The sequence below is a fragment of the Planococcus donghaensis genome (genome assembly GCF_001687665.2).
Lineage (GTDB): Bacteria > Bacillota > Bacilli > Bacillales_A > Planococcaceae > Planococcus > Planococcus donghaensis.
Map to the genome: position 1 here is coordinate 643,655 of NZ_CP016543.2, position 24,590 is coordinate 668,244.

General features: G+C 39.6%; 20 protein-coding genes and 1 pseudogene. 19 read left to right on the forward strand and 2 right to left on the reverse strand.

Translation table 11 applies throughout. The annotated features are described in order from the left end of the window. Positions 1-143: 143 nt before the first annotated feature. The 7 genes and pseudogenes from BCM40_RS03315 (at position 144) to BCM40_RS03340 (ending at position 6,323) form a co-directional block, all read left to right on the forward strand. On the forward strand, positions 144-365 hold the full coding sequence (locus BCM40_RS03315; protein ID WP_065527163.1) for a hypothetical protein: 222 nt from the start codon (positions 144-146) through the stop codon (positions 363-365). 181 nt (positions 366-546) lie between these two features. Next, positions 547-1,053: a hypothetical protein gene (locus BCM40_RS03320; protein ID WP_169818711.1), complete on the forward strand. Its 507-nt coding sequence runs from the start codon at positions 547-549 to the stop codon at positions 1,051-1,053. A 386-nt stretch (positions 1,054-1,439) separates the two neighbouring features. Then, the gene (locus BCM40_RS03325; protein WP_065527161.1) at positions 1,440-2,444 is read left to right on the forward strand and encodes a hypothetical protein; all 1,005 of its coding nucleotides are present in this window, start codon (positions 1,440-1,442) and stop codon (positions 2,442-2,444) included. Between the two features lie 205 nt (positions 2,445-2,649). Beyond that, positions 2,650-3,083: pseudogene (locus BCM40_RS16560) on the forward strand (transposase); the annotation flags it as partial. Between the two features lie 259 nt (positions 3,084-3,342). Continuing rightward, on the forward strand, positions 3,343-3,927 hold the full coding sequence (locus BCM40_RS03330) for an SLATT domain-containing protein (protein ID WP_065527160.1): 585 nt from the start codon (positions 3,343-3,345) through the stop codon (positions 3,925-3,927). Next, complete coding sequence (locus BCM40_RS03335) at positions 3,927-5,291, forward strand: reverse transcriptase domain-containing protein (RefSeq protein ID WP_065527159.1); 1,365 nt, start codon at positions 3,927-3,929, stop codon at positions 5,289-5,291. Before BCM40_RS03330 ends, BCM40_RS03335 begins: the two co-directional genes overlap by 1 nt. Before the next feature lie 555 nt (positions 5,292-5,846). After that, positions 5,847-6,323, forward strand: a complete 477-nt coding sequence (locus BCM40_RS03340; RefSeq protein WP_238323749.1) for a DUF4126 domain-containing protein — start codon at positions 5,847-5,849, stop codon at positions 6,321-6,323. A gap of 283 nt (positions 6,324-6,606) precedes the next feature. Here the strand turns inward: BCM40_RS03340 and BCM40_RS03345 are convergent, their stop codons facing one another. Beyond that, a complete protein-coding gene (locus tag BCM40_RS03345) occupies positions 6,607-7,257 on the reverse strand; it encodes a peroxiredoxin-like family protein (protein ID WP_065527158.1) in 651 nt (216 codons plus the stop codon). A 140-nt stretch (positions 7,258-7,397) separates the two neighbouring features. On the opposite strand from BCM40_RS03345, the gene BCM40_RS03350 reads away from it, so the two are divergent. From BCM40_RS03350 to BCM40_RS03390, 8 genes are all read left to right on the forward strand, one after another. Further along, a complete protein-coding gene (locus BCM40_RS03350) occupies positions 7,398-7,958 on the forward strand; it encodes a CGNR zinc finger domain-containing protein (RefSeq protein WP_065527157.1) in 561 nt (186 codons plus the stop codon). A 219-nt stretch (positions 7,959-8,177) separates the two neighbouring features. After that, the gene (locus BCM40_RS03355; RefSeq protein ID WP_065527156.1) at positions 8,178-10,448 is read left to right on the forward strand and encodes an excinuclease ABC subunit UvrA; all 2,271 of its coding nucleotides are present in this window, start codon (positions 8,178-8,180) and stop codon (positions 10,446-10,448) included. A 211-nt stretch (positions 10,449-10,659) separates the two neighbouring features. Next, positions 10,660-11,979, forward strand: coding sequence for a PQQ-dependent sugar dehydrogenase (locus BCM40_RS03365; protein WP_065527154.1), 1,320 nt, complete (start codon positions 10,660-10,662; stop codon positions 11,977-11,979). Between the two features lie 325 nt (positions 11,980-12,304). Next, positions 12,305-12,631, forward strand: a complete 327-nt coding sequence (locus tag BCM40_RS03370) for a hypothetical protein (protein WP_065527153.1) — start codon at positions 12,305-12,307, stop codon at positions 12,629-12,631. 288 nt (positions 12,632-12,919) lie between these two features. Then, the gene (locus BCM40_RS03375) at positions 12,920-13,381 is read left to right on the forward strand and encodes a hypothetical protein (protein WP_065527152.1); all 462 of its coding nucleotides are present in this window, start codon (positions 12,920-12,922) and stop codon (positions 13,379-13,381) included. 281 nt (positions 13,382-13,662) lie between these two features. Then, positions 13,663-14,898 (forward strand): DUF1572 domain-containing protein, encoded by a 1,236-nt coding sequence (locus tag BCM40_RS03380; protein WP_065527151.1) that lies wholly within the window; start codon positions 13,663-13,665, stop codon positions 14,896-14,898. Positions 14,899-14,994: 96 nt separating this feature from the next. Beyond that, positions 14,995-15,669 carry a metallophosphoesterase family protein gene (locus tag BCM40_RS03385; protein WP_065527150.1) on the forward strand — a complete coding sequence of 225 codons (675 nt, stop codon included), beginning with the start codon at positions 14,995-14,997 and terminating at the stop codon, positions 15,667-15,669. 351 nt (positions 15,670-16,020) lie between these two features. After that, entirely contained in the window at positions 16,021-17,406 is a 1,386-nt protein-coding gene (locus tag BCM40_RS03390) for an LVIVD repeat-containing protein (protein WP_420330057.1), read from the forward strand. Between the two features lie 157 nt (positions 17,407-17,563). Here the strand turns inward: BCM40_RS03390 and BCM40_RS03395 are convergent, their stop codons facing one another. Continuing rightward, a complete protein-coding gene (locus BCM40_RS03395; protein ID WP_065527149.1) occupies positions 17,564-18,610 on the reverse strand; it encodes an FUSC family protein in 1,047 nt (348 codons plus the stop codon). Positions 18,611-18,888: 278 nt separating this feature from the next. Between BCM40_RS03395 and BCM40_RS03400 the strand changes: the two genes are divergently transcribed. The 4 genes from BCM40_RS03400 (at position 18,889) to BCM40_RS03415 (ending at position 24,448) form a co-directional block, all read left to right on the forward strand. Further along, positions 18,889-19,878: a LacI family DNA-binding transcriptional regulator gene (locus BCM40_RS03400; RefSeq protein WP_083394463.1), complete on the forward strand. Its 990-nt coding sequence runs from the start codon at positions 18,889-18,891 to the stop codon at positions 19,876-19,878. Between the two features lie 111 nt (positions 19,879-19,989). Further along, positions 19,990-21,810 (forward strand): beta-glucoside-specific PTS transporter subunit IIABC, encoded by a 1,821-nt coding sequence (locus BCM40_RS03405; protein ID WP_065527147.1) that lies wholly within the window; start codon positions 19,990-19,992, stop codon positions 21,808-21,810. A gap of 170 nt (positions 21,811-21,980) precedes the next feature. Further along, a complete protein-coding gene (locus BCM40_RS03410; RefSeq protein WP_065527146.1) occupies positions 21,981-23,450 on the forward strand; it encodes a glycoside hydrolase family 32 protein in 1,470 nt (489 codons plus the stop codon). A gap of 32 nt (positions 23,451-23,482) precedes the next feature. Then, positions 23,483-24,448 (forward strand): carbohydrate kinase family protein, encoded by a 966-nt coding sequence (locus tag BCM40_RS03415; protein WP_065527145.1) that lies wholly within the window; start codon positions 23,483-23,485, stop codon positions 24,446-24,448. Positions 24,449-24,590: the final 142 nt, after the last annotated feature.

A 24,590-nucleotide genomic window follows, 5' to 3' on the forward strand; every position in this document is an offset into this window, starting at 1 on the left:
TAAACGATTTTGACAATGCACTACGATTCATAATTGTGTCGCTCCCTAGGAAGCGATATCTACTGAGAAAGTTATGTGAATCACAAATCCTAAGTTGAATCGGACTTCACAAAATCTACAATTACAGAAGGAGCGGTATAGAAATGTCAGAACTAAAAAAGTTCATGCCAAAGTTAGAGGATATGGAAGAATTCAAAGAAGCTGCTAATGAAGTAAGTAAGGCGTTTGGGGACTCAATAAGAAAACATCCTGAAAGAGCGTTAAGTATAGGAGGGGGCTTAGTGGGCCTCTATATCTTAAAGAACAAAAAAATAAAATTCAAACTAAAAAAAGGAGATTTAGATGTTGAATTCGAAACGGAATAATTTTTTTGGAATATCGACTTTTGTGTAAATTATTTTGAATAGGTTTAATAAATAGATTTGATGAAAAATCACTCATTTAATGTGTCGCTTCCAGAAAGTGACAGGCAATTAATATAAGTCTCCCCATTCAACTGGAGGACATCAATTGAGCTTTAGTTGTTTTGGAGCGGAGGTAAGAGTTTTGGGAATATTTATTCAATGGCTACCTGCTGTTTCCGTAATAGTTGCGGCATTCGCTACTTTTGTTACTTACAGATCTTATTTAGCAAATCAACGTTTTGCAGAAGCTAATTATAAGCCGATATTGAGGGTGAAAAAAACAAGGGCATATCGAGACTTTTGGGGTGTTCTTTTCGAAAATGAATTAAATAGATATTGCTTAATCAAAACAGTCACTTTCACTGACGAAAGAGTAAAGTGCGAATATGCTGGACATATGGTTGTAACAGAGGACAATAGTATGTTTAACCGAAATTTAGCTTTAGAGCCTACAAAAGATGTTGGTCCTTTTGTTAAATTAATAGCTCAAAATAACGAAAAAATTATAGGTGAAATTGTGTTAGAAGTAGAAAGCTTCCTAGGACAAAAATATAAAATTACAACGCCTGAAATTATATTTGAAAACAAAGATATTAAGAATCAAAATAGAATGTGGCTAGAATTTTTAAAGGTAGAAAAAGTTAAATAAATCTTAAAAAGCGAAACTGGGAAAGAAACAATTCTAAACGATTTTGACAATACACTACAATTTAAAATGTTATTCATAGGAAGTTCTCTGAAATCAATGTTTTTAGATATAGCTATTCAGGATTATTTAGGAGTATAAATTGTTTGGGGAAGTTTCGTTTCCTGGGAAATGAAACTTTTACGTCTTACAGGTTTGTGACGGTGCAGAAGCGAAGAGAGTATTAATCCAAGCTGAATCAATTATGGATCTTCAGACAGTGCCATCGGTGTTTTATTCGGATCCTATGTATGAGGCTTATAAGACGTTGGGGGCAAGGTAAATAAATGAAAGATAAGAAGCGTTCAATTTGATTGAGTTCTTCTTTTGAAAAATAAGGAGGGGATAATATGAAAAAGTTTCTTTACTATCCAGGTTTTGAAATAGAAGATGATGAGTGGCTAAAGTTTGCTTTACTATACATGGAAAATGTAAATACAATCGTTCCAGAGTACGCGTCAATAAAAGAGCGATCAGATACAAAAATAATTAAGAAATATACTGATTTATTGGATGTATACCATCCTAAGTACGATGAAGGGAAACAATCTTCAATTGAGGTAATGGAAATTATAGATAGATTTTTCACTTCGAAAATTTATACATCCGAGAAAAAAATGTTAGATACATGGGAATTAAAAGAGTTACAAACAGTAGAATTATATAGAGGGAAATATAGTCATGATTTTGAAGATTATTGTTTGGAAAAAAGTATAGCCACTAAAACTCACAATGGTATTTTAATTTCCAAAGAATTATCGCTAGCCTACATGAGTATTTTTGCACATAGCATAGGTGATAGAAACGGAATGTCGATTATTACCGATGTTAAAGACCAGCAAAGGCTCACTTTATTAAATGATCATACCCAGAGTTACAATTCTGAATTAGTTAAATTAAACACATTAAAAAGTATTTTAAACATTAATATTCCGGCTCATTTAAAAGATGTGCCCCTTTCCGACATAATTAGTTTACGTAATAAAGAAGATTTTCAAGCGAAATTAAAAGCATTTAATAAAGCATTAAACGATTTTACAAGCAGTACAGATCAGAATCTTTCGGAAGATAATTATAAAGATTTTTTAGATTGTTTATATGACGAAACTAATAACTTGAAAAGCATGGTCAAAGCACATTTACCAGAAATAATATCTTTTAATCTGTATATAGGATTAACAATATCTAATTCAGCGAGTAAATCTGAACTTCTTCAGAACATAGTTGGCGCAAGTCCCCTTCTTTTTAATTCAATGAGAGATGTATACAAAGTTTATAGAAATGAAATCCCTAATAATTTAGCTCCTAGATATTTAACTGATTTAAGTAATTTAGGCAGAATTGCTATAACTTAAAAGTATTTAAGAGTCGCGTACCTGAGAGAGAAAAAATTCTAAAAGATATTGACAATACACTACAATTCATACTGTATGCATAGCCATGCCCGATACATCAATATTCTGATTGTGATTTCTCTTTTTATTCATTAACATAAGTTGTTTTGGAGTTGTATGGTTCCCACGGAAGCGAATTTATATTTCAAGAAGCCAAGTATCAGGCTATCAGGCGTGCTGCGTGCATCTGTCGCCAAAGTCCATGTCCACGATTGAAAGAAGATTCTCGATGACTTTAAACCGGTCTACCGAGCAGTGAGCCGAGAACTAGGCAGAAAAGCGTTGAAAGTATTTGTCGACAAGTGGAAAATGGCCTACACCAAAGTGATGGGGTAATTGGAAGTGAAACTCAGTATCTTCATATTCTATGGCTTTTTAAAATCTATTTGGCGAAGTACCTACTCGACGAATCTCATCGAGTCATTTAACAAGAACGTGAAGAAAAACAGCAAGCGCAAGGAGCAATTTCCGAACGAAGATTTCTTGGATCGCTTCCTAGTTTCCCAGATCGAAATATACAACTAGAACATCTCTGCTCGCAGCCATATTGGATTCGATCAAGCTCGCGCAGAGCCGGCTCAGATGTTCAATCAGGCTTAATGAAAATACATAAAAGAAAAGATTTTTACTTATTTACACATAATTCTTGACGGACTCTTGTAAAAGTTACTTTATATAAAATAATTTGATAATTCTGTAACTTAAAACTATAATTAAAGTTGGCCCCCTATCCGATCTTTAAAGCGATTTAAAGATAACCTAACCGCTTTGTTACATGCCAAGTCATGTAGATTCGTTACTTTTACGAATCTTAATCTTCCGTTAACCAATTGGGGGCCATTTAAATTGGAGGGAAACTATGGATAATTTAAATAATGATATTATAAAATACAGAGATAATAGAGTTTGGCAAACAAAAAAGATAAGAATGAACGCAGAAGAGAGAATGAAAAATAATAGTAGTTTTAATAATTTTGTTTTGAATTACTATACATTTTGGTTACTCACTGCTTCAATCTTTCAATTAGTGGACTCTAATACTTCTCAAGAAATTTATGTCTTAATAGCCTCTATCGCTGTTTTTGGTTTTGCAATTTATTCTTCTACTGCTGATTATAAAGGGAAAGCTCTACAATATAAAGATTCCTACACACAATTAGCACATATTGAAAATGATTTAGATAACTTATTGTTAAGAGAGTCTATTTCTAAAGAAGAAAAAGCAAAAGAGTTTTTTCTTATTAAGCAACGTTATATTAGTGAGTTAGGAAAACATGATAATCAAACAAAAAAAGACTATATTTTATTTAATAAAAATGAAGAAAAAACTGGAAAAAGTACTAGCGCATACAAACGGGTGATTTTTTATATTAATTTATATAAAGGTGTTATAGTAATTTTTCCAATTCTTATCTTTTCAATTCTTCAATTGGGAGTGTTATAATGTCAGCCTCTTCAGAGTTTAATAAAAAATACTCTATAAAAGGACTAAATGAAGTATTTGAATCGTATATACATAAAAATACAGCAATAGGGATAGACAATATTCGTTACACTTCATTCAAGAATAACCTTGAACATGAAATTTCTTTAGTAAATAAAAAAGTGAAATCTGGGGATTATAAATTTACTAGATACAAAGAGAAGTTAATTTTAAAAAGTCGATACAGTATTCCCCGTGTGATCTCAATTCCTACCATAAGAGATAAGATGGTTTTAAAAGCTTTGCAGTTAACACTTCAAAAGACCTATAATAATGAGAGTCAAAGATTACCGCAAACTTGTATAGATATAATAATTCCTCAACTTACAGAATATAATATGTTTATTAAAATCGATATTGCTAATTTTTTTGGGAATTTAAACCATAAGCTTTTGGTGGACAAATTGCAAACGAAAATTAAGAAACATGAGATTCTCAGATTAGTCAAAAATGCAATAATAACTGAAACTAAAGGTCAGATATCTAATGCGGATACACAAATCACAAGAGGAGTACCTCAAGGATTGTCTATATCTAATATACTTGCACATATTTATATGAGAGATTTAGATACTAAGTATGAGAATCGTGCTAATGTCTTTTATATAAGATATGTTGACGATATTTTGGTATTTTGTAAAGAACAAGATAGTGAAAATCTTTTAAAAGAAATTATATATGACATTGAGGGGCAACATGCTTTACCCATTAATAAAGAAAAAACTCATTCGGGTTACTTGATCGATGGATTTGATTTTCTGGGATATAACTTTAAAGATTTAGGAAAAAAAATCGAAATAAATGTAAAAAAATCGAACCAAATTAAGTTTGAACAATCTATTGTAGATATGTTCACAAATTTTAAAAGAAACATAAAAATGTCACCAGAGCAATTTGTCTTTTTGATGAATGTAAAGATTACTGGAACAATTAGTAAAAAAATAAGTGGTAACAGTAATAAGGAATATACATATGGATGGATATTTTATTTTTCAAAAATTAACAATACTAAGTATCTTTATCATTTAGATTGGTTAATAAAGAAAATGTTGAAAAATACTAAAAAGTGTAAAGAAATTAATCCGGAAAACATCAAAACCTTTGTGAAAACGTATTATGAAGTTAAGTATAATTTCAATGAAAGTACATATATTCATAGACCAGATGATTTAAAAGAGAGCAGAAAAAGGGATATATTATTAAACATATTTCATGTACCTGAACAAAAATTAAAAACTATTGATGATATAGATTTTCAATTTGAGAAATTAGTATTAAATTTTATAAAAGATCAAGAAAGTGAAATTCAAAAAATTAAGTCATAAAAATTTTGTTTCTCTGCTTTAAAACAATTCGATTAAATCGATTTAGAAAATTGCGCTCCTTTGCAAGGGGGGATATTCTGGAATTTCATGATAATTTATATTCTATTCAAGCCATACTTGTTGCAATAATATTGCGAGTGTGGTTTTTGATTTTATTCATCTTTATGTACTATGTAGAAATTGTGCTGCACACAGGTGTAAAAACGCGCCCTTGGGAAAGAAACAATTCTAAACGATTTCGACAATACACAACAATTTATATCACATACATTGCTGCATACCCTGCATCTATGTTAAGGGGACGACTTTTTCATATTATTCATCTTTATAAATTGTGTGAAAATTGTTCTGCTCCCTGCAACGAAATATAATATTAACGAGCGCTTGATAACCGGCTCCTATATAATGGTGAAAAGTCTTTGGATAGGAGTGGAACTTCTTATGGAGATGATTCTTGTAATCTGTATCGGCCTGGCTTTAAGCGCAACAGTCGGGTTCCGGATTTTTACGCCGTTATTTATAACCGGTGTTTTTGAACGGGCAGACTAGATTACCGTGTCAGAAGGATTTAGCTGGCTCGGCAGCACCCCTGCGTTGATTGCTTTCGGAGCGGCAATCGTATTTGAAGTAGCGGTTAATTATATTCCAGCTGTCGGGTCGATGATGAAACTTATTGCCACACCGATCGCGGCACTTGCGGGTATCCTGCTGACAGCGTCCTTCATCGGAGATATGAATCCGCTGCTAGAATGGAGCATCGCCATTATTGGTGGAGGTCGAGTTGCCACGGCATCACATACTGTGGTGACTGCTGTTAAAGGGGTAAGCGAAACCGCGCTGCTCAGTCCTGCTGTCGCCGTTGCAGAAGATGTAACTGCAACGACAGTACCGATTGCCATTTTCCTGATTCCGGTGCTGGCCATTTTCCTGATTCCGGTGCTGGCCATTTTTTTTGTTTTGCTGATTCCACTGCTGATTTTCATTTATTACCCTAAGCGACAACGACGGAAGAATAATCATAATACTGTTTAAGCCTATATGAGGAACTTAATAAATCGCACTCCTAGGAAAGAAAAATTCTAAACAATTTTGACAATATACTACAATTTATATTCCATACATTGCCACACCCACTGCATCAACATTGCGGGTGTGGCTTTCTATTATATTCATTCGTGTAAATTGTGTTTAAATTGTTTGCGACATAGGAAACTGTAACCGATGAAATTAACTCAAATAGAATAATTCAGGTAAAAATAAAAAAGCTATCCCATAAAGTCAGTAAATGACTTCGGGATAGCTTTTTCCAATTAACTTATTTAAGTTTTTTTAGTTCTTCCAGTACATCAGAAGGTTCGTAGCGATCTTTGTAATCTGATTTGGTGTATTCAAATTCAATCGTTCCGTCCGTTTGGATGATGTAGGTTGCTGATACAGGAAGCGTCCACGTATCGTCACCGTTATGCTGGTCGACGCGGAGTCCGATTTCTTTATACGTTTCAACCAGGTATTCCGGCAATTGATAAACCAAGTTGAATTGGTTCGCCACTTCGTTGCTTTCATCGCTTAATACGATGTATTCCAAGTCGTGTTTTTCTTGAATGGACATGGATTGATCGGGAGTTTGTGGGCTGATGGCAATCAGTTCAGCGCCTTGTCCGTGAATGTCACCAATGATTTGTTGGTACGCGCGTAGCTCCATATTACAGAACGGGCACCAGTTTCCGCGATAGAATGTTAGGACGACGGGTCCTTGCTTTAATTGTTCATAAAGCTCGATTGTTTTGCCAGTTGCATTCGGTAAGTTGAAGTTTGGTGCTTTCTCACCTTTTTTCAATCCTTTTTCTGCGCTCGATGCTTCCAATTCTTCCAAAGCATTTTGCATTTTCTCTTGGACTTCTGCAGGCGCTGTTGCTTTAAAGTTCTCTACGTATTGCTCAAACTCGTTCTTCATATTGGTTGTCATAAAAGTAAAACTCCCTTTTCATCTATTGATTGTATTGACCGCTTTTATGTCTAACTATTTGAAATGTTTTATGCGGTTAGTTTCGAACTTTACGGTATGTTAGAATGTAAGTCAATCATTCTGTTTGAAGGAGGATTCGCATGGAGAAGGATTCGAAAACAGGATATTCCTATGTCAGTCAGTATTTGTTTATCAATTTTTTAAATACGATTAATATCAAAAAAGTTTCCGTGACGGACTTTCTTGATGAAGAAAACGGCCTGGAAGATTGGCTTTCGTTTATGACGCAACAAGGCATACTGAATCAGCAGCAAGCAGAAAAGCTTCACAAGTCCCCAATTGATGTGGAGCGGGTAAAAGAATTTCGTGATCAATGGCGGGGGTATTTGTCTGGGCCGGAAGGGAATGAAATTCCTTTAGCTTCTTTAGCCACTTACACCGAAGATGCCCCTCTTTTTATTGATAAAACATTTACACCAGTGTCGAGCAAAGGAGGCACAGAAGGGTTTCTGGCATTGCTTTCTTTTGAGATGATCCAAGCCTTTCAACAAGGTGTTTTTAAAAAGATTAAAAAATGCGAGAGCTCACTTTGCTATGCTTTTTTTGTCGATACGAGCGGCAGAAGGCAATGGTGTTCAATGGAAGTTTGCGGGAATCGTGAAAAAGCACGCAAACATTACGTGAAAAAAGGAAATATATAAATCACGCCCCTGTGCAAAAAAATTCTAAATGATTTTGACAATACTCAACAATTCATACTCCATACATTGCCACACCCGCAGCATAAATACTGCGGGTGTGGCTTTTCCTGTTTATTCATTTCCTCATCCAATAACCGTTTGTGTAAACGGGACCAAAATAGGGAACGCTTATATCAATAGGTTAGTCACCTGACTTGATCAGAAAAGGAGTAGTTCACCATGGCAGAAAAAAGAGATGAAATCATCCTGAGAGGGTTGCAGGAAAATAATTTGAAAAATGTCGATTTGAATATCCCGAAAGAGAAGATAAATGTGTTTACCGGCCTGTCGGGTTCAGGCAAAAGCTCGGTTGTTTTTGATACATTAGCAACAGAAAGCAGAAGGCAAATGACGCTGAACTACCCGCTGTATATCCGGCACCAGATGCCGAGGTATGAACGGCCGCGTGCCGACTTGATGCAGCATTTAAGTCCGGTGGTCGTTGTCGAACAGAAACCGGTAAGAGGAAATTCGCGTTCAACTGTTGGCACTTATATGGATATCGATCCGTTGATCCGCTTGCTGTTTTCGCGGATTGGCAGCCCGCCGATCGGCTCAGCCGCCGAGTTTTCGAGTGACAGTTCTTTCGGCAAATGTCCGGAGTGCAGTGGACTCGGCGAAATTATTGCGCCGGATATCCACAAACTCATCGATCATTCGAAGTCGCTCCGGGAGTCCGCGGTAAGATTCAGACCGCTCGCGCCGCCCGGCTGGCAAGGAAGATGGATGGTGGACGGCGGATTGTTTGATCCAGACCTTCCCATCAAGGATTACACAGAAGAAAAATACAATCTTCTGGTCTACGGTCCGCGGGAAGGCGAGCGGGCATTCAGTACTTATTATTACAAAGTAGGCAATCGAGACATCGAATGGGACGGCATTCTTCCTCGGTTTATCCGCTTGTACATTAACCGAGACCTCTCAAAATTGAAAGTAACGTCGCAGGACGATGTGCTGGCGGTAACGGCACGTACACTGTGTCCGATCTGCGAAGGTTCTGGGTTGAATCCGAAAGTGTTGGAAAGCAAAATCAACGGCTTGAATATCGCGCAGTACGACCGGCTGGAAATGACGGATTTGCTGGGTGAACTGGGGAAAATAAACGATCCGGTTGGTACGTCGATTGCGCAGCAGGTGTTACCGGGTGTCAAGCAGCTGGTGGATTTGGGACTTGGCTATTTGTGTTTGGCGCGAAAAGTGGGCACTTTGTCTGGAGGGGAAGCGCAGCGCGTGAAAATTGCGCGCCACTTGGGCAGCAGTCTGAACAATATCACGTATATATTCGACGAACCGAGTGCCGGGCTGCATCCAGAAGAAATCGAGAAGTTGACGCACATGCTGAAAAGTTTGAGAGACAACTACAACACCGTCGTCGTCATCGAACACAATTTGGCCGTCATTAAAATAGCGGATGAAATTATCGAAATGGGTCCGGGTGCGGGTGTGACCGGCGGTCGAGTAGTTTATCAGGGCGCACAAGAAGGCTTGCAGAAAGCATCCGCGATCACTGATTTAAACCATAAAGTCGCTGTCAATAAAACCCCGCGACAGGTAGAAAACAGTTTTTCAATCAACAATGCATCTGCGAATAACTTAAAAAATGTAAGTGTGGAAATTCCGAAAAACGTGTTGGTGTCGGTATGCGGTGTGTCGGGTTCTGGGAAGAGTTCGTTAATGTTTGACGCATTTATAGAAAATTATCCCGAAACCATCGCTGTGAGGCAAAGTGGCATTGGAACATCGAGCCGTTCGACACTCGCGACCTATATGGGAATCATGGATGACATCCGATCGATTCTTGCCAAAGAAACAGGGCAGCCTGTGGGCTTATTCAGCTTTAATTCGATAGGAGCCTGTCCTGTTTGCGAAGGCAAAGGCGTCACCACGCCGGATGTGGCATTCGCGGATCCCGTCACCGTTACTTGCGAAGCGTGCAAAGGAACGCGCTATTCTGATGAGGCGCTGTCGTATCGTCACTTAGGGAAAAATATTGTGGAGATTTTGGAACTGTCGATTGACGAAACCAATCATTATTTGAAAATGCCGAAAATCGTTAAAAAAGTGGACACTTTAAAAGATGTCGGCTTGGGCTACCTGACACTCGGCCAGACGACCAGTTCGTTGAGCGGCGGCGAAGTGCAGCGTCTCAAACTCGCCAGTCACCTGAAAAAAGAAGGGCAGATTTACTTGCTCGATGAACCCTCATTGGGACTGCACACAAAAGACAATGCCCACCTATTAGCTGTATTCCAAGGACTCGTTGACAGAGGGAATTCGGTGATCCTCATCGAGCACAACCTGGACTTTATCGCGGCAAGCGACTGGGTCATCGAAATGGGTCCAGGTGGCGGTAAAAGAGGAGGAGAAATCCTATTTGAGGGAACACCGGAAGCGATGCTCGAGTCAGATACGGTGACGGCGAAGTGGCTGAGAAAAGATGCAAAGAGATGAAAAGGTTTTTCTAACACATCGAGCACATACTGCATATGATTCATCTATGCTAAAAAAATCGGTTTGCTGGAGCAGGTTTAAGGGAAAGTACGTTTATAAGGGAGTTTTTAGTAATAATAAGAAAGTCTTAACCAATTTTATTACTGGATTCTGGGAACTGAATTGTGATCTATTATTCAGTTAAATATTTTAGAAAAGGGGAGGAAAAAAGATGACGGAAATTTCGTGGTCAAGATTAATGTTATCTGCAATGCTGATGTCTGTATTGACTTTAGCAGCATGTGGCAATGACGATTCTTCAGAAGAAGGAACAACCGATGACTCGGATCCTGTAACAGAAGAAAGTACAGAAGAGGGCTCAGAAGAAAGCGCTGAAGAGGGCACTAATGAAAGCGCAGAAACTGAACCAAAAGTTACGGAGTTTGAACCAGCATTCCCAGAACAAACACGAGCACCTGCAGTAGTGACTGAGACAGAAATTAATACGGAAGTAGTGGTTGACGGTCTTGGCGTGTCTTGGGGTATGGCAGAGTTTGAACCAAACCGCTTGCTTGTGACGCAAAGAGATGCAGCAGAACTTCTTATCATCAATCTTGATGAAGGCTCTGTGTCAGACCCAATCGAAGGTACACCAGAAGTAAATAACGAAGATCAAGGTGGTTTGCTTGATGTAGCGGTTGCACCTGATTTTGATGAATCAAGATTAGTGTTTATGACGTTTGCTCAAGATATCGAAGGCGGTACGGTAACTGCAGTTGGTAAAGGGATGTTATCTGAAGATGAAACTTCACTTGAAAATTTTGAAGTGATCTTCCAAGCGACACCAGCATATGAAGGTACACTTCACTATGGTGGACGCATTATCTTTGATGAGGAAGGCAACCTATTCTTAACAACTGGTGAGCGTTCAGATGACCCAATTCGCGAACGTGCACAAGACTTGGATGCTTACTTAGGTAAAGTTATTCACATTACACAAGACGGAGAACCGGTAGATTCAAATCCGTTTATCGAAGATGAAGAAGCGCTAGATGGTATTTACAGCTACGGTCACCGTAATATTCAAGGGATAGATTATAACCCTGCAACAGGAGACTTATGGATTGTTGAATTTGGTCCACAAGCTGGGGATGAACTGAATATTATTGAACCTGGTAATAATTACGGATGGCCAATTGTTTCTTATGGTATTGAATACTCTGGTGATTTGATCAATGGCGGTATTTCAGAACACGAGGCGCAAGGTTTTGTGGAACCAAGATATTATTGGGATCCAACAAGTGCACCAAGTGGTATGGCATTCTATGATAATGACGCAATTCCTGAGTGGGAAAACAACTTGTTCATCGGTGGTTTAGCACCGAGCTATATTGTCCGTGTCGTTATTGAAGATGACATGATTGTTGGAGAAGAACGTCTGTTAACAGATGAAGGCGAACGTTTCCGTGACATTCTTGTAACTGAGGCTGGCGCGCTTATTGCCATCACGGATGGCGGTATGGTTTATAAGGTTTCTGCAGGAGGGGAATAAGTTATTGTTCTCTGAAAGCATCTAACTTTATAACAATAGTAAGAAGCAGGCAATCATGGAAACCCGTGATTGCCTGCTTTTTTTGTCTGTACAGGTAATTAAATTATTAAAGTTTGCCTCTGTATAAAAAACTATTCCGAACAAGTTAGATTTTATACATAGGGACAGGTTTTGACATGTGAAAAAGTAAAGTATGTGAGCTAGGTTAAATCGACTCTGCGATAAAAATAACGAAATATTCAAACTTTTTCAGTCTTCCGACTGGTAATCGAACATAGGTTCTGTTATATTAAGTGCATACCACTATGGAATGAGGTGTATTTCGATGGTGCTTGCGATTAAAGAAGTGAACGGATTTGAAAAAGGGAAGAAATATACGAGAGATCTTAAGCTTTTGTCGTGCTTTAAAAATGACGAATATCGTGTAGTCGCTTTAGGAGATAAAGATGGCAATGTTCTTTATTGGACAACCACAAAAAATTCACCTGAATATCAAAATTTCCGCATAAAAGCTACCTACACATTTAAAGTTAGCTATATTTCTACAGTATTTGACCCTTCTACTCCTAAGGTTGTTATTGCAGAATTGAATGACCTAACAACTGAGAACAGTATGCATGGGAAGGCAGACCAATATAAATTAAATGCTTAATATATATAATTGTAAAAAGAACCTTGGCAGTCTCAAGGTTCTTTTTGTTTAGCTTTATAATTGTTTTGCTCCCTGGGAAGAGGAAATTAACTTTGTGGCGATTGCGATTGGGCTAACGAATGGAAAAAGCGGGGCTGATCAAAGAACTGAAATTTATGTATCCGAAACGGACCGGGTTGTTGGATGAGTTGGGGAAGATTGGGGAGGGTTAAATAGACGAGTGCGCTGGGAAACAAAGCAATAATATGCAATGATAGTATAAGCAAGTAAACATAAAGGAGTGACACAATGGACGGATTAGTAAAACAAAAATTAGGTGAGATACTCGATGTGTTTGAGGGGCTTCCTCATTGTAAAGTTGAGCCGAGTGTAGACGATCAGCTTGTAATCACCAGTGAAAAACCGGTTCTGTGGAGTGACTCACTCGAGAACCAAGATGCGGAATCTACGCATAAAATCGGAACGATTAAACCACACAAAGCGTCACTTGGGCTTTATATCGATTTTCCGCATGGTTATATTGATGACAGCAAGCTAGAAAAAATTATGAACCCTGAAGGAACGTTAATGTATTATCCGCCTGGTACGAAGACGTCTACTGTGAAAAGCTGGTGGCGGTTCCGCTCTGATGAAAAATTTGACAGTATCCACCTGGTTTTAAGAAAAATTGAGTTAGCTTATTATAATTTTAAAAGGGAAGACTGGATTGAGTTAATGCGAGAGATTACTGACGCTCATGAAGAAAAATGAAAACCGGCTCCTTAGACAGAAGTAATTCTAATGGATGACGACAACAAACAATAGTATATAACTGATCCATTGCTACACCTGCGAAATCAACATCGCAGGTGTAGCTTTTTTCATTCTATTCATTTTCAAAAATAATGTGCGATCTAGAGAATTAGGAAGGTAAGCAATTGCGAAATTGGGTAAAGATGAATAGAGTGAATCGATTTACCTGAAATCTATAAGAGCGAATTAGAAAGCTCTTATGTGCGTTCCAGGACTATTTAAGAAGTGAGGGAAAGCCCGTGGAATACATTTTCATTTCGGTTGCAGTGATACTGACTTTGCTAGTTGCTGTCTTTATTTACTTTAGAAAGGAAAGGCAGGCCTTAGCGCAAATAGAAGAACTACACGTTGAAGAAACGACAGAAGAAAGCGATACGGTTGAACCAGAGCCAGAAGATGATGACAGCCAGTTGAACCCGACAGTATCGGAAGTAGATAAAGAGGAAGTCGTCAAAAGCGGGTATGAGAAAATCGAACTGCCCACGAATATGATTCCGATTATTGCCCAGACCCTAAAAGACGGAGCGGTCGTGCTCCACCAAAGTCGGACGTACCGCGTGGAGTTCAGCCCGGAAGTAGTGAAGGGTCTGAAAGATAAGAGCATGAAGTTGATTGGTCGGGTAGATGGCAAAGGGTATATGCCGGCAGTGAAAAAAGAGGGCGTGAAAGGAATTTATGAACAAGCGGTTCTTGTGAAGCGTATAAATCCAGCGCTTTTGGCACACGCGAGCGTGAACTTGTTGACGACGGTCGTTGGCCAGCAACAGCTCATGGAAATCCAAAGCTCCTTGAAAAGCATGGAACAAAAGCTCGAAGCTTTGATTCAGCACCGGGAAAATGATTTTGCAGGACGGATCGAGGCGCGCTTTGGCTATTTCAAAGAAGTCATTGAACGCTTCCGCCGAAACGGCATTACGCTTGGTGGGGTGGAAGATGCAGAAATTGAAGGGTTTTATACGGCGACCTTGCAAGATTTAAACGTATTGATGAAAGACTTGAAAGGGATCGTTGCAAACATCGAAGGCTTAAAAGAACACGAAACGCTACGGAAATGGGGAGAAGCTCCCGTGAAAAAAGAGTACGAGCAGCTTGTTGGGCAGTTTAACGCCAAGCAAGAGCTTGTGCTGCTCAATGTACAGTTTATTGAGGAATGCTACGAACCGTATCTCCGGACCATCCGGAACTTTGAGGAAGCGGCCGTCAAATCACAGGCATTAGCGGCGATTGTTGTAGAGAACCATTCCATCATTAGAGCGATCGAAGAAAAAGTAAAAAGCATCGAAGAAAACTACAGAGTGAAGATTAATTTTGGCATCAAGGCTTTAAAATACCGCAATTTGGAGAGCTTAAAGGAACTTTCGCCCAAAAAAATCAGCCAGCAACAAGTAGCGGAAAAAGAGATTCCGTCCGAATTGCTGGTTGAAGTGATGGAAGATGATAGGGCTTATGCATATGTGCGCGCGAAAAACGAATAGTTGAAACCATACTAAAAAACACTCTTTGTTGATTGCTTGGCATCTCCATGCTGATACATCGATAAGAGGGAAAACGAAAGCGGAGGGGTGTCTCTGGTGAACCGACTTTTAGCGATTAGTGATATTCACGGAGAGCTTGAATTGTTTAATGAGTTATTGGAGAAGGTAGAATATGACGCCGCAGTAGATCAGCTGATTTTACTAGGAGATTATGTAGACCGAGGGCCGAATTCAAAAGGGGTATTGGACCGCGTCATGGAATTGAAAAAGCAGGGAGCCATTGTTTTGCGGGGCAACCATGACCAAATGATGCTGGAGGCGGCAGACGGGGAACCTGGAGCGAAAATCAACTGGATACGTAATGGGGGACTAGCTACATTGCAAAACTACGGTTTTTCCGTAGTGGATACAACTCTTCCTGTGTCACAACTCTTTTGGGAGCATATTGAGTTTATTCGGAAAACAGCTTATTACCATGAAACGGATGATTATATTTTTGTGCATGCTGGGGTTCAACCGGGTATCCCGCCTCACGAAACGGACCCTTACCTGTTAATGTGGATTCGCCAGGAATTTCACCAAGGATATTCGGGAGAAAAGACGGTAATTTTTGGCCACACTCCGACCTTTGTACTTCGAGAGACGGAAAATTACGCTGTTTATTTCGGCGACAATCAGATTATCGGAATCGACGGAGGCGCGGTTTACGGTGGGCAATTAAATTGTTTAGAACTGCCGAGTAGGAAGGTTTATTGGGTAAGGAAAAGCTAATATGAGGACAGATTTACATAAAAAAGTCGCAGTTAAATATGCGGCTTTTTTTATGTGAAAGGAATCTCTTAAGTCAACTAACTCGTGGTTAGTATTTTCAAATTCAATAGTCTGTGCAGCTGAAAGTGTTTCACGAATTTTACCGTTCCCTGTGAGATGCACTATATATGACAACCAATGGACCAATACAAAATCCGCATGGTAGTTCAGTAGTACTCATAGAAGCTATACCATTTGATTTATTTTTGTAAATATTCAAATTATTTCGTGTTCCGTAGTTGTTATTATGATTTCCATTTAATAGAATAAAATAGAAATAAGAGTGATTTTCCAAAAGGAGGAAATATATTGGTGATTAAAAAGTCTTTTGCTCATGTAATGCTTGCTTCCGTATTGGCGCTATCAGTGGTCCCTACTGCTTTGGCGCACGATGAACTCGATAGTTCAGGTGTATCAAAAGGAGAGCAAGGAGTATTTTCCAATGAAGAAATTGCAAATCTGAGCGAAGCGAAGGTGGAAGGATCTAAAAATCTTTCATTCCTTAAGGAAGCTGGCGCAGCTCAGTTAAAAGAAATTGATGGCGTCCAAAACAACACAGCTGATGTCTTCGCCTATAAAGGCTATGCCTACGTCGGCACGCATACAGCCAATGGAGGCAACGGCGGCGTTCGAGTTTTTGACTTGAAAGACCCTGCCAATCCGGTAGAAGTTGCGGTCTTTGCAAACGAGGACGTAGATAATACGTGGCAGGAAAAAGTCATCGTCAAAAGTATTAATACTCCCGACTTCAAAGGTGACCTAGCCGTCGTGAGTGTCCAGCAGTTGAACCGCAATGCAAAAGATACGTCCGGCGGATTCTTGCTATATGATGTGACCAATCCGACCAACCCCAAAAAGCTTGGCTACTGGGAAACCTACGAAAACACGCGCGGTACCCATGAACTTTACTTGACGATGCAAGGAAACAAAGCACTTGTCCTGGCTTCTAATCCATACGCTGATTACTACAGCCACGGCGAACACAAAGACTTTACGATTGTCGATGTGTCCAATCCGGCAGAACCGGAAACATTGTGGGAATTCGATCCACGGATTCTGGATGAAGTACCCGCTGATTTTAATGGCTACCACTGGAAATCGCCGGATGGCAAAACTCGTCCTGTGTTCAATCACAGTGTCATCACTGACAATAATGCGCAATATGCTTATGTTTCCATGTGGGATCTTGGCACCATCATCTTTGATATTACCGACCCGGAAAATCCAGTCTATTTGAGCAGCACTGACTATGCATCTAATCAGCAAGGCTCAGCCCATTCAGCAGCTTTGGCCAAAGGCGGCAATGTACTGATTGAAACCCGTGAAGTCTCTATGCCGGTGCGTCCGGGCTACGAGGAGTCCTATGGCTATACGCGAATCTTTGATATTAAAGATAAAGCGAATCCTGTGTTATTGAGTGAGTTTAAAACGGACTTGACCGAAAAAGTCGAAGATGGCCCGACGTTTAACAATACGGTGCACGATCCGAAAGTGCATGGCAACACACTTTACTTGAGCCATTATGCGGGCGGAGTTTATACAGTGGATATCACTGACCCGGCCAACCCGAAACAAATCGGCCAATATACGCCTGACCAAGCAAATGTCTGGGGTGTATTCGTGGATCGCAATTACGTCCTGGCTTCTGATATGGGCCAAGGTTTGAAAGTGCTTGTAAAAAATAACGCCAAACAGTAAATGGTGGATAGAGCGGAAAAAATAAACTAGAAAGGAGCAGTGCCAGTTATTCCCTGGCGCTGCTCCTGTTTTTTTTCGCTTAATACGATGGCTTTAACCCATTTATCTTTAAAAATATACAGCAATAAGTGTTTGCGACATAGGATCCATCTTACAATTATTTCTCCGCCTCCTGCGCAACTTTCACACTCCCCGGATCAAAAAACTTATCCACCAAATCGTAAATCGTGATCAGCTCGTAAAGAATCGTGAATTCAGGGGGGAATTCAGTAGGGCGCCTGGCGTCACTTGCTGTGATGCCTTTACTGTTGTCCCAAAACAGATCGGTAATATTTTTTAATTGGCATTGATGCTTTTCGTGATCGTAGTCGATCGAGTGTTTCAAGTCGTTCGCAAGTTCAGTTACAGCGTGCATAATAACTTGTCGCTCGGCAGTGGTCCAGGACAAGTTGTGCAGCGGGATGTAAAGCAAAGCATCTAAATGGAATTCTAAGTTATGTAAAAAGAGCAATTGCTTTTCTGCCATTTGAAGCTCAGCTTCTCGCTCGCGAACCCACGGATACAAACTGGATTCGTCGCGCTGGAAATGGATCAGTTTCTCGGTTTTTCGAATTTCAGTGATCAGTTCTTTTACGATCAACTGCTCTTTTTGACGGTTCGCGTCACTGTCAAAAAGGATGGTTTGGAATGTCTCTTCCAACATATTGCCCGCGCGTTCCCCAATGCGTTGAATGCTCTTCAAAATATCTTTTCGGTAGTTAGGCGGAAACACGAGCATATTTACAGCAGTAGATACTAACAATCCAATGGTCGTCGTCCCTAAACGAATAAAAAAAGAAATCAAAATATGTTCATGAATCACTTCGACCATTGCGACAGAGGTTAATGTGGCAACCAGTAAACCGGCATGCAAATTGAGTCGGTAACAAGCTAAAATCGTTGCTACTGCAGCGAGCGTATAAGTAATCGGGGAATTCCCGAAAAGTGTGATAAAGAGGACAGCGAATGCAGAGCCAATCGCGGATGCTGGGAACCGAACGAGTCCCTTTTTAATCGAGTCGCTAACTGTAGGTTCGATCGTCACGATGGCAGTGATTACTGCAAAAACGGGCGGCCACCCAAACCATTCACAAATGACGGCGGTTAAAAAGATGGCAATCCCGGTTTTGACAATTCGGCTGCCGTTAAAGTGAAAAGAACGCATTTTTTATCCATCAGCTCCTTTCTGTAATTTTTCTCCTATGGTCCAGTATATCATCCAATTTCTTACGTACTGCAACACCTTTTTTTCTACTCGCGTCTAGCTACTTGCAAAACTTACATTCGCTGCAAAGGTTTTGTAGCTGCCATTCATAATGTATACGAGCCGGAAAATGAACGGAATAGGTAGCGAGCGACAATGCTTTCTACCTTTCTTTCTGGTTTCATGTTATTTTGGTATATACTAAAGATACAAATTTTACTTCTTTTGGAGTTGGAATCATGAAAACAATTGCGGATATAGCTCAATTAGCGGGTGTAGCAAAAAGCACCGTGTCGCGGTATCTTAATGGCGGTTCGATCAGCGTGGCCACCAAAAGAAAAATCGAGCGAATTATACATGAAACAGGATATACGCCCAATAACTTTGCGCAAAGTTTAAAAGCCAAAAAACCAAATATTATCGGAACGATTGTGCCACGTCTCGATTCGTTTGCCTCTTCTCAAGTTTTGATGGGGATTGACGAACAACTGAGAGGTTTGAATTATCAAATGTTGATCGCTAATACCAGTCAAGATTTGGTACGCGAAATAGAAAGTATTTATAGTTTGTACAACCAAAAAGTTGCCGGGATTATTTTACTGGCCACACAAATTTCAGAGGCACACTTAAAAGCATTTGAAGAAACAAATTTACCCGTGATTCTAGTCGGTCAACAACACGATCAACTGTACAGTTTAATCCATGACGATGATTCGGCTGGCTATGATTTAGGGAAATACGTGTTGAAAAACGGTCATCAAAAAATTGCTTATTTAGGTGTGACCGAAAAAGATATAGCTGTAGGCGTACGAAGAAAAGAAGGGTTTAAAAGAGCAATCAGTGAAGACGACAATTGTGAAGTGAATTATTATGAAACTAGCTTTAAAATGGAAAATGCAGTTGAAGTGACATCTTCCATCATTGAGAGTTTTGATCCTTCGATTATCGTATGTGCAACTGATAATATTGCTTTAGGAGCGTTAAAGGCTGCTCATTTAAAAGAGATTGACGTTCCATCCAGTTTATCAATTGCTGGATTTGGCGGGTATGATGTAACCGGAATTATCCATCCTGGCTTAACAACAGTTAAGTTTCATTATGAAAAAGTAGGGAGAATGGCAGCCACTAGTTTAGTAACCTTATTGAACGGTGGCGAAATTCCACGCTCTCAATTGTCTGATTATCAGATAATTGAGCGAGAAAGCGTTGACAATAAATTAAAGCGGTAATATAATCAGTGAATGGAATCGGTTTTATTGGAATAAAAATGGAACCGGTTTTATAATAGCTTGAAATGGAACCGGTTCCAAAAAACTGAATCAAAGAGGAGAGATGGGGAAATGAGTTATAAAAAGTTGGCGGAAGACATTATTCGTTTGGTTGGGGGAAAAGAAAATGTATCAAGCGTTGCGCATTGTGCGACTCGGTTAAGATTCAATTTGAAAGACAATAAAAAAGCCGATAAAAAAGAATTGGAAAAATTGGCGATTTTAAAAGTTGTTGAAAGTGGCGGACAATATCAAGTGGTCATCGGCCCGCAAGTTTCAAGCGTGTTTAGTGAAATTATGAACATCGGTAATTTCGGAGCGGATTCAGATGCTACCGAAGAGACGAAAGAAAAAGGCCGGTTGTCTTCAAGAATTTTTAATACGATATCCGGCACGTTTACGCCGCTAATCCCTGTCATCTGTGGTTCTGGTTTATTGAAAGCGCTTATAATTGTTTTGGTTATGCTGGACTTATTGTCAGCTGAAAGTGGAACATATTCTATATTATCTGCTGCTGCGAATGCCGTGTTTTACTTTTTACCAATTTTGATAGCGGTAACATTGGCTTTAAAGCTTCGTGTAAGTCCGTATATTTCAGCCGTTATAGCAGCTGCTTTACTGGAGCCAAACTTTACGAGTCTATCGGAAGCGGGAGATATTAGTTCATTTGTAGGCATACCAGTAGTACTGATCAATTATTCGTCAACTGTACTTCCTGTGTTTGTTGCTGTTAGTATTTATTCACTATTAGAGAGACTGCTCAAAAAAGCATTTCACGTTCAGTTACACATGATTATTATTCCGATGGTATCTTTACTCGTAATGGTGCCATTAACAGTGTTGATTTTTGGACCTTTCGGTATTTATGTAGGAGATGCGATTTTACAAGCTACCATTTTTGTTTTGGATAAGAGTGCCGTTTTAACAGGGCTTTTACTCGGAGCGGGTTGGGTATTTATCGTAATTTTAGGGCTTCACTGGGCAATTATCCCGCTGATGCTATCGAATATTACAACTACCGGTAGTGATGCGTTATTGGGAATTGTCATGGGAACGGTTTGGGTTGCAGGTGGAGCAGCACTAGGCGTTTTCTTAAAAACAAAAGACAAAAACTTAAAAGCAATCGCGGGTGCTGCTTTGATCCCGAGTGTGTTGTCTGGAATTACAGAACCGGTTATATACGGTCTATTTTTCCGCTATAAGCGCGTATTTGTGATCGCTGTTATCATGGGCGGACTGGCGAGTGCACTTGCTGGAGGGCTAGGAGTCGAAGCAACACAATTAGCTGGTGGCGTTTTTACAATCCCGACATTTCTTCCGGTCATTGGCTATGTGATTGTTATTGCTTTTTCAATCTTAGGTACGGCGCTAGCGGTGTTGTTATTAGGATATGAAAGCAAAGAAGCCAAAACAATCGAATCGGGTGAGTTGCTTATCGAAGGACAAAATATTGTAAGTCCATTAACTGGCAAAGTAAAAGCTTTGAGCGAAGTTAATGATCCTGTGTTCTCAACTGAAACAATGGGCAAAGGAATCGCGATTGAACCGACAATTGGCGCAGCATTTTCGCCAGTAAACGGCGTCGTTACCGCTCTTTTTCCAACGCGTCATGCAATTGGTATTACTTCCGATACAGGCGTAGAAATGTTGATCCACATTGGGTTGAACACGGTCGAGTTGCAAGGGAAATATTTCGAAGCGAAAGTTAAACAAGGAGACAGAGTCAAACAAGGAGATGAACTGGTAACGTTTGATTTGGAAAAAATCAAAGAAGCAGGCTACGATCTTACAACGCCCGTCATCATTACCAACTCAAGTCTTTACAAAGAAATCATTCAAACAGACAATAAAGTGGTCGAAAAAAATGATGTGTTATTGAGTGTATCGGTTTAATCTCAAGACTTAGAACAGTTAATGTTGGTCTAAATAGCGTAAACTAGTATTAAAGCAAAGAGAGTTTTATGCCCTATTACGGAACCGGTTCCGTAATAGGGGTCTTTATCAATTTATACTAAAAATTTTTAGTAAATCGGAATGGTGTTTGCTAAAAGGAGCTTACCAAAATGAAATTACAAAAAGTAAAAAAATACACGCGAATAGAAGAGGTTAGCCAGCAAGAAATTGAGTTGCTAGTTTCAAGAGTCAATAATTGTTCGTGGCGGCAAACTTTCCATATTCAACCAGTTTCAGGTTTGTTAAATGATCCGAATGGCTTTTGTTTTTACGCGGGGGAATATCATTTGTTTTATCAATGGCATCCGTTAGGTCCGTTTCACGGACTAAAATATTGGTACCATACCAAGTCAAAAGATTTGGTGAACTGGGAAAATGTTGGGATCGCCATTGAACCAAACAGTTATTTTGATAGTCATGGCGTTTATTCAGGTAGTGCCATTGAGCATGACGGAAAATTATATTTGTTTTACACAGGCAACACGCGGGATGAAAAGTTAGACAGACACCCTCATCAATGCATCGCCGTGATGGATAAAGAGGGCACAATTTTAAAGTTGAACGAGTCTGTTTTTGACCATGTACCTGAAGGCTATACAGAGCATTTTCGTGATCCTAAAGTATGGAAAGAAGGCGAACAATTTTACGCTGTGATTGGCGCGCAAACAACAGATCAAACAGGATGTGTTGGGTTATTAAGTTCGCCTGACTTATTTGAATGGAAGTTTGAAGGCGAAGTCCAAACACAATTGGACGATTTCGGATTTATGTGGGAATGCCCAGATTACTTTGTACTGGGAGATCAAGGGGTGTTGATCTTATCACCGCAAGGAGTCCAACCAGAAGGCGATCGTTACCAAAACATTTATCAAGCAGGATATGTGCTAGGAGAAGAAATCGATTTACAAAAGAAAGAAATGACTCATGGAAATTTTGAAGAGCTTGATAGAGGATTTGATTTTTATGCACCTCAAACGATGGAAGATCCTAACGGTAGACGTATTTTAGTCGGATGGATGGGGTTACCAGAAGTAGAGTATCCGAGTGACGTGAATGGATGGGCCCACTGTTTAACAGTTCCGAGAGAATTAACGGTTCGACACGGTAAGTTGCGCCAAACACCAATTCCAGAGCTCGAATCTCTTCGTAAATCAAAAACAGAAGTGTCAGGCTCCATAACAAATGAAGTGAAAACCTATGATGAGTTTTCTGGTGCTGCTTATGAATTAGTTTGTGATTTTGAACGAGGAGACGCTGCGATTTACGGAGTTGAATTTCGAGCAAGTGGAGAAGAAAAAACAGTCATCCAATACGATGCGACGCAAAAGAAAGTGATACTAGATCGCACGTTATCCGGAGAAGAAGTAGCAATCGCGTATGGCACAGAAAGAAAATATCAACTCGATGGAGAAAAAATAAAATTCCACTTGTTTGTAGATTCTTCGTCCGTAGAGATCTTTGTGAATGATGGAGAAGCCGTATTTACTTCCCGGATTTTCCCTTCTGCAGAAAGTAAGGAAATTCGCTTTTTTGCAACCGATGGATCGGTAAATTTCAAAGCAGTAAAGTGGGATTATTGAGAAAATCATATGGAGAGAAAGAGGTGTGTTGAGTGGGGAATTTACTTTCAATTGGCGAGTTATTAATCGATTTTATCCCCCAACAAAAAGGATTAGCATTAAAAGATGTGACCTCTTTTGAGCGTGTTCCGGGCGGTGCTCCTGCAAACGTCGCCGTCGCTGTAGCAAAATTCGGGGGCAATGCTTCACTGATTACCAAATTAGGACAAGATGCGTTTGGTGATTTTCTGTTGGAGCAACTTACAGCGGCTGGTGTTCAAGTCGATAAAATTTCAAGAACACGACAAGCCCCTACTGGATTAGCTTTCGTGTCTTTACGTGAAGACGGGGAACGTGATTTTTCATTTTACCGAAACCCTTCTGCCGATTTACTGCTGACTGCTTCAGAAATAAAGGGCGAGTGGTTTGATCACGGCGACATTTTGCACTTTTGCTCTGTAGACTTAGTTGAAAGTCCGATGAAGCATGCGCATGTTGAAGCCATTCGATTAGCGAAAGCTTATGGTGGTGTCGTTAGTTTTGATCCCAATGTGCGCTTGCCTCTTTGGGAAGATGGAGAAGAATGCAGAAACACGATTTTGAAATTTATTCCGATGTCTCACATCGTTAAAGTTTCTGATGAAGAACTGGAGTTTATTACGGGAATAGCGGATGAACAAAGAGCGATTGCGTCGTTGTTTACAGGAGACGTAAAAGTAGTCGTGTTTACAAAAGGTGCAAACGGTGCCGATGTTTATTTGCAAAACAACCACTATTCATCTGAAGGATATGGTGTGAAAGTAGAAGACACCACAGGAGCGGGAGACGCATTTATTGGCGGATTTCTGTATCAATTGCTAGATAAGGGTGCGACTCAAGACAATTTAGAAAGTCTTGTAGCAGAGCATGTTAAAGAAATTCTCGCTTTTGCCAATGCTAGCGGTGCCTTAACAACCACGGGAAAAGGTGCGATCTCGTCTATTCCTTCTAAAGATCAAGTAGTGCAATTAATCGGATAGAGAGTCGGTCGAATAATTGATGTTGTCCATTTTGATCCCCATGAAAAGAAGCTCTGCGCAATAGCGGAGCTTCTTTTTTTATTCTAGTATTACTCCTACTACTTACTATGTACGGGGAATACACTTTTTGCTTCTCAATCAT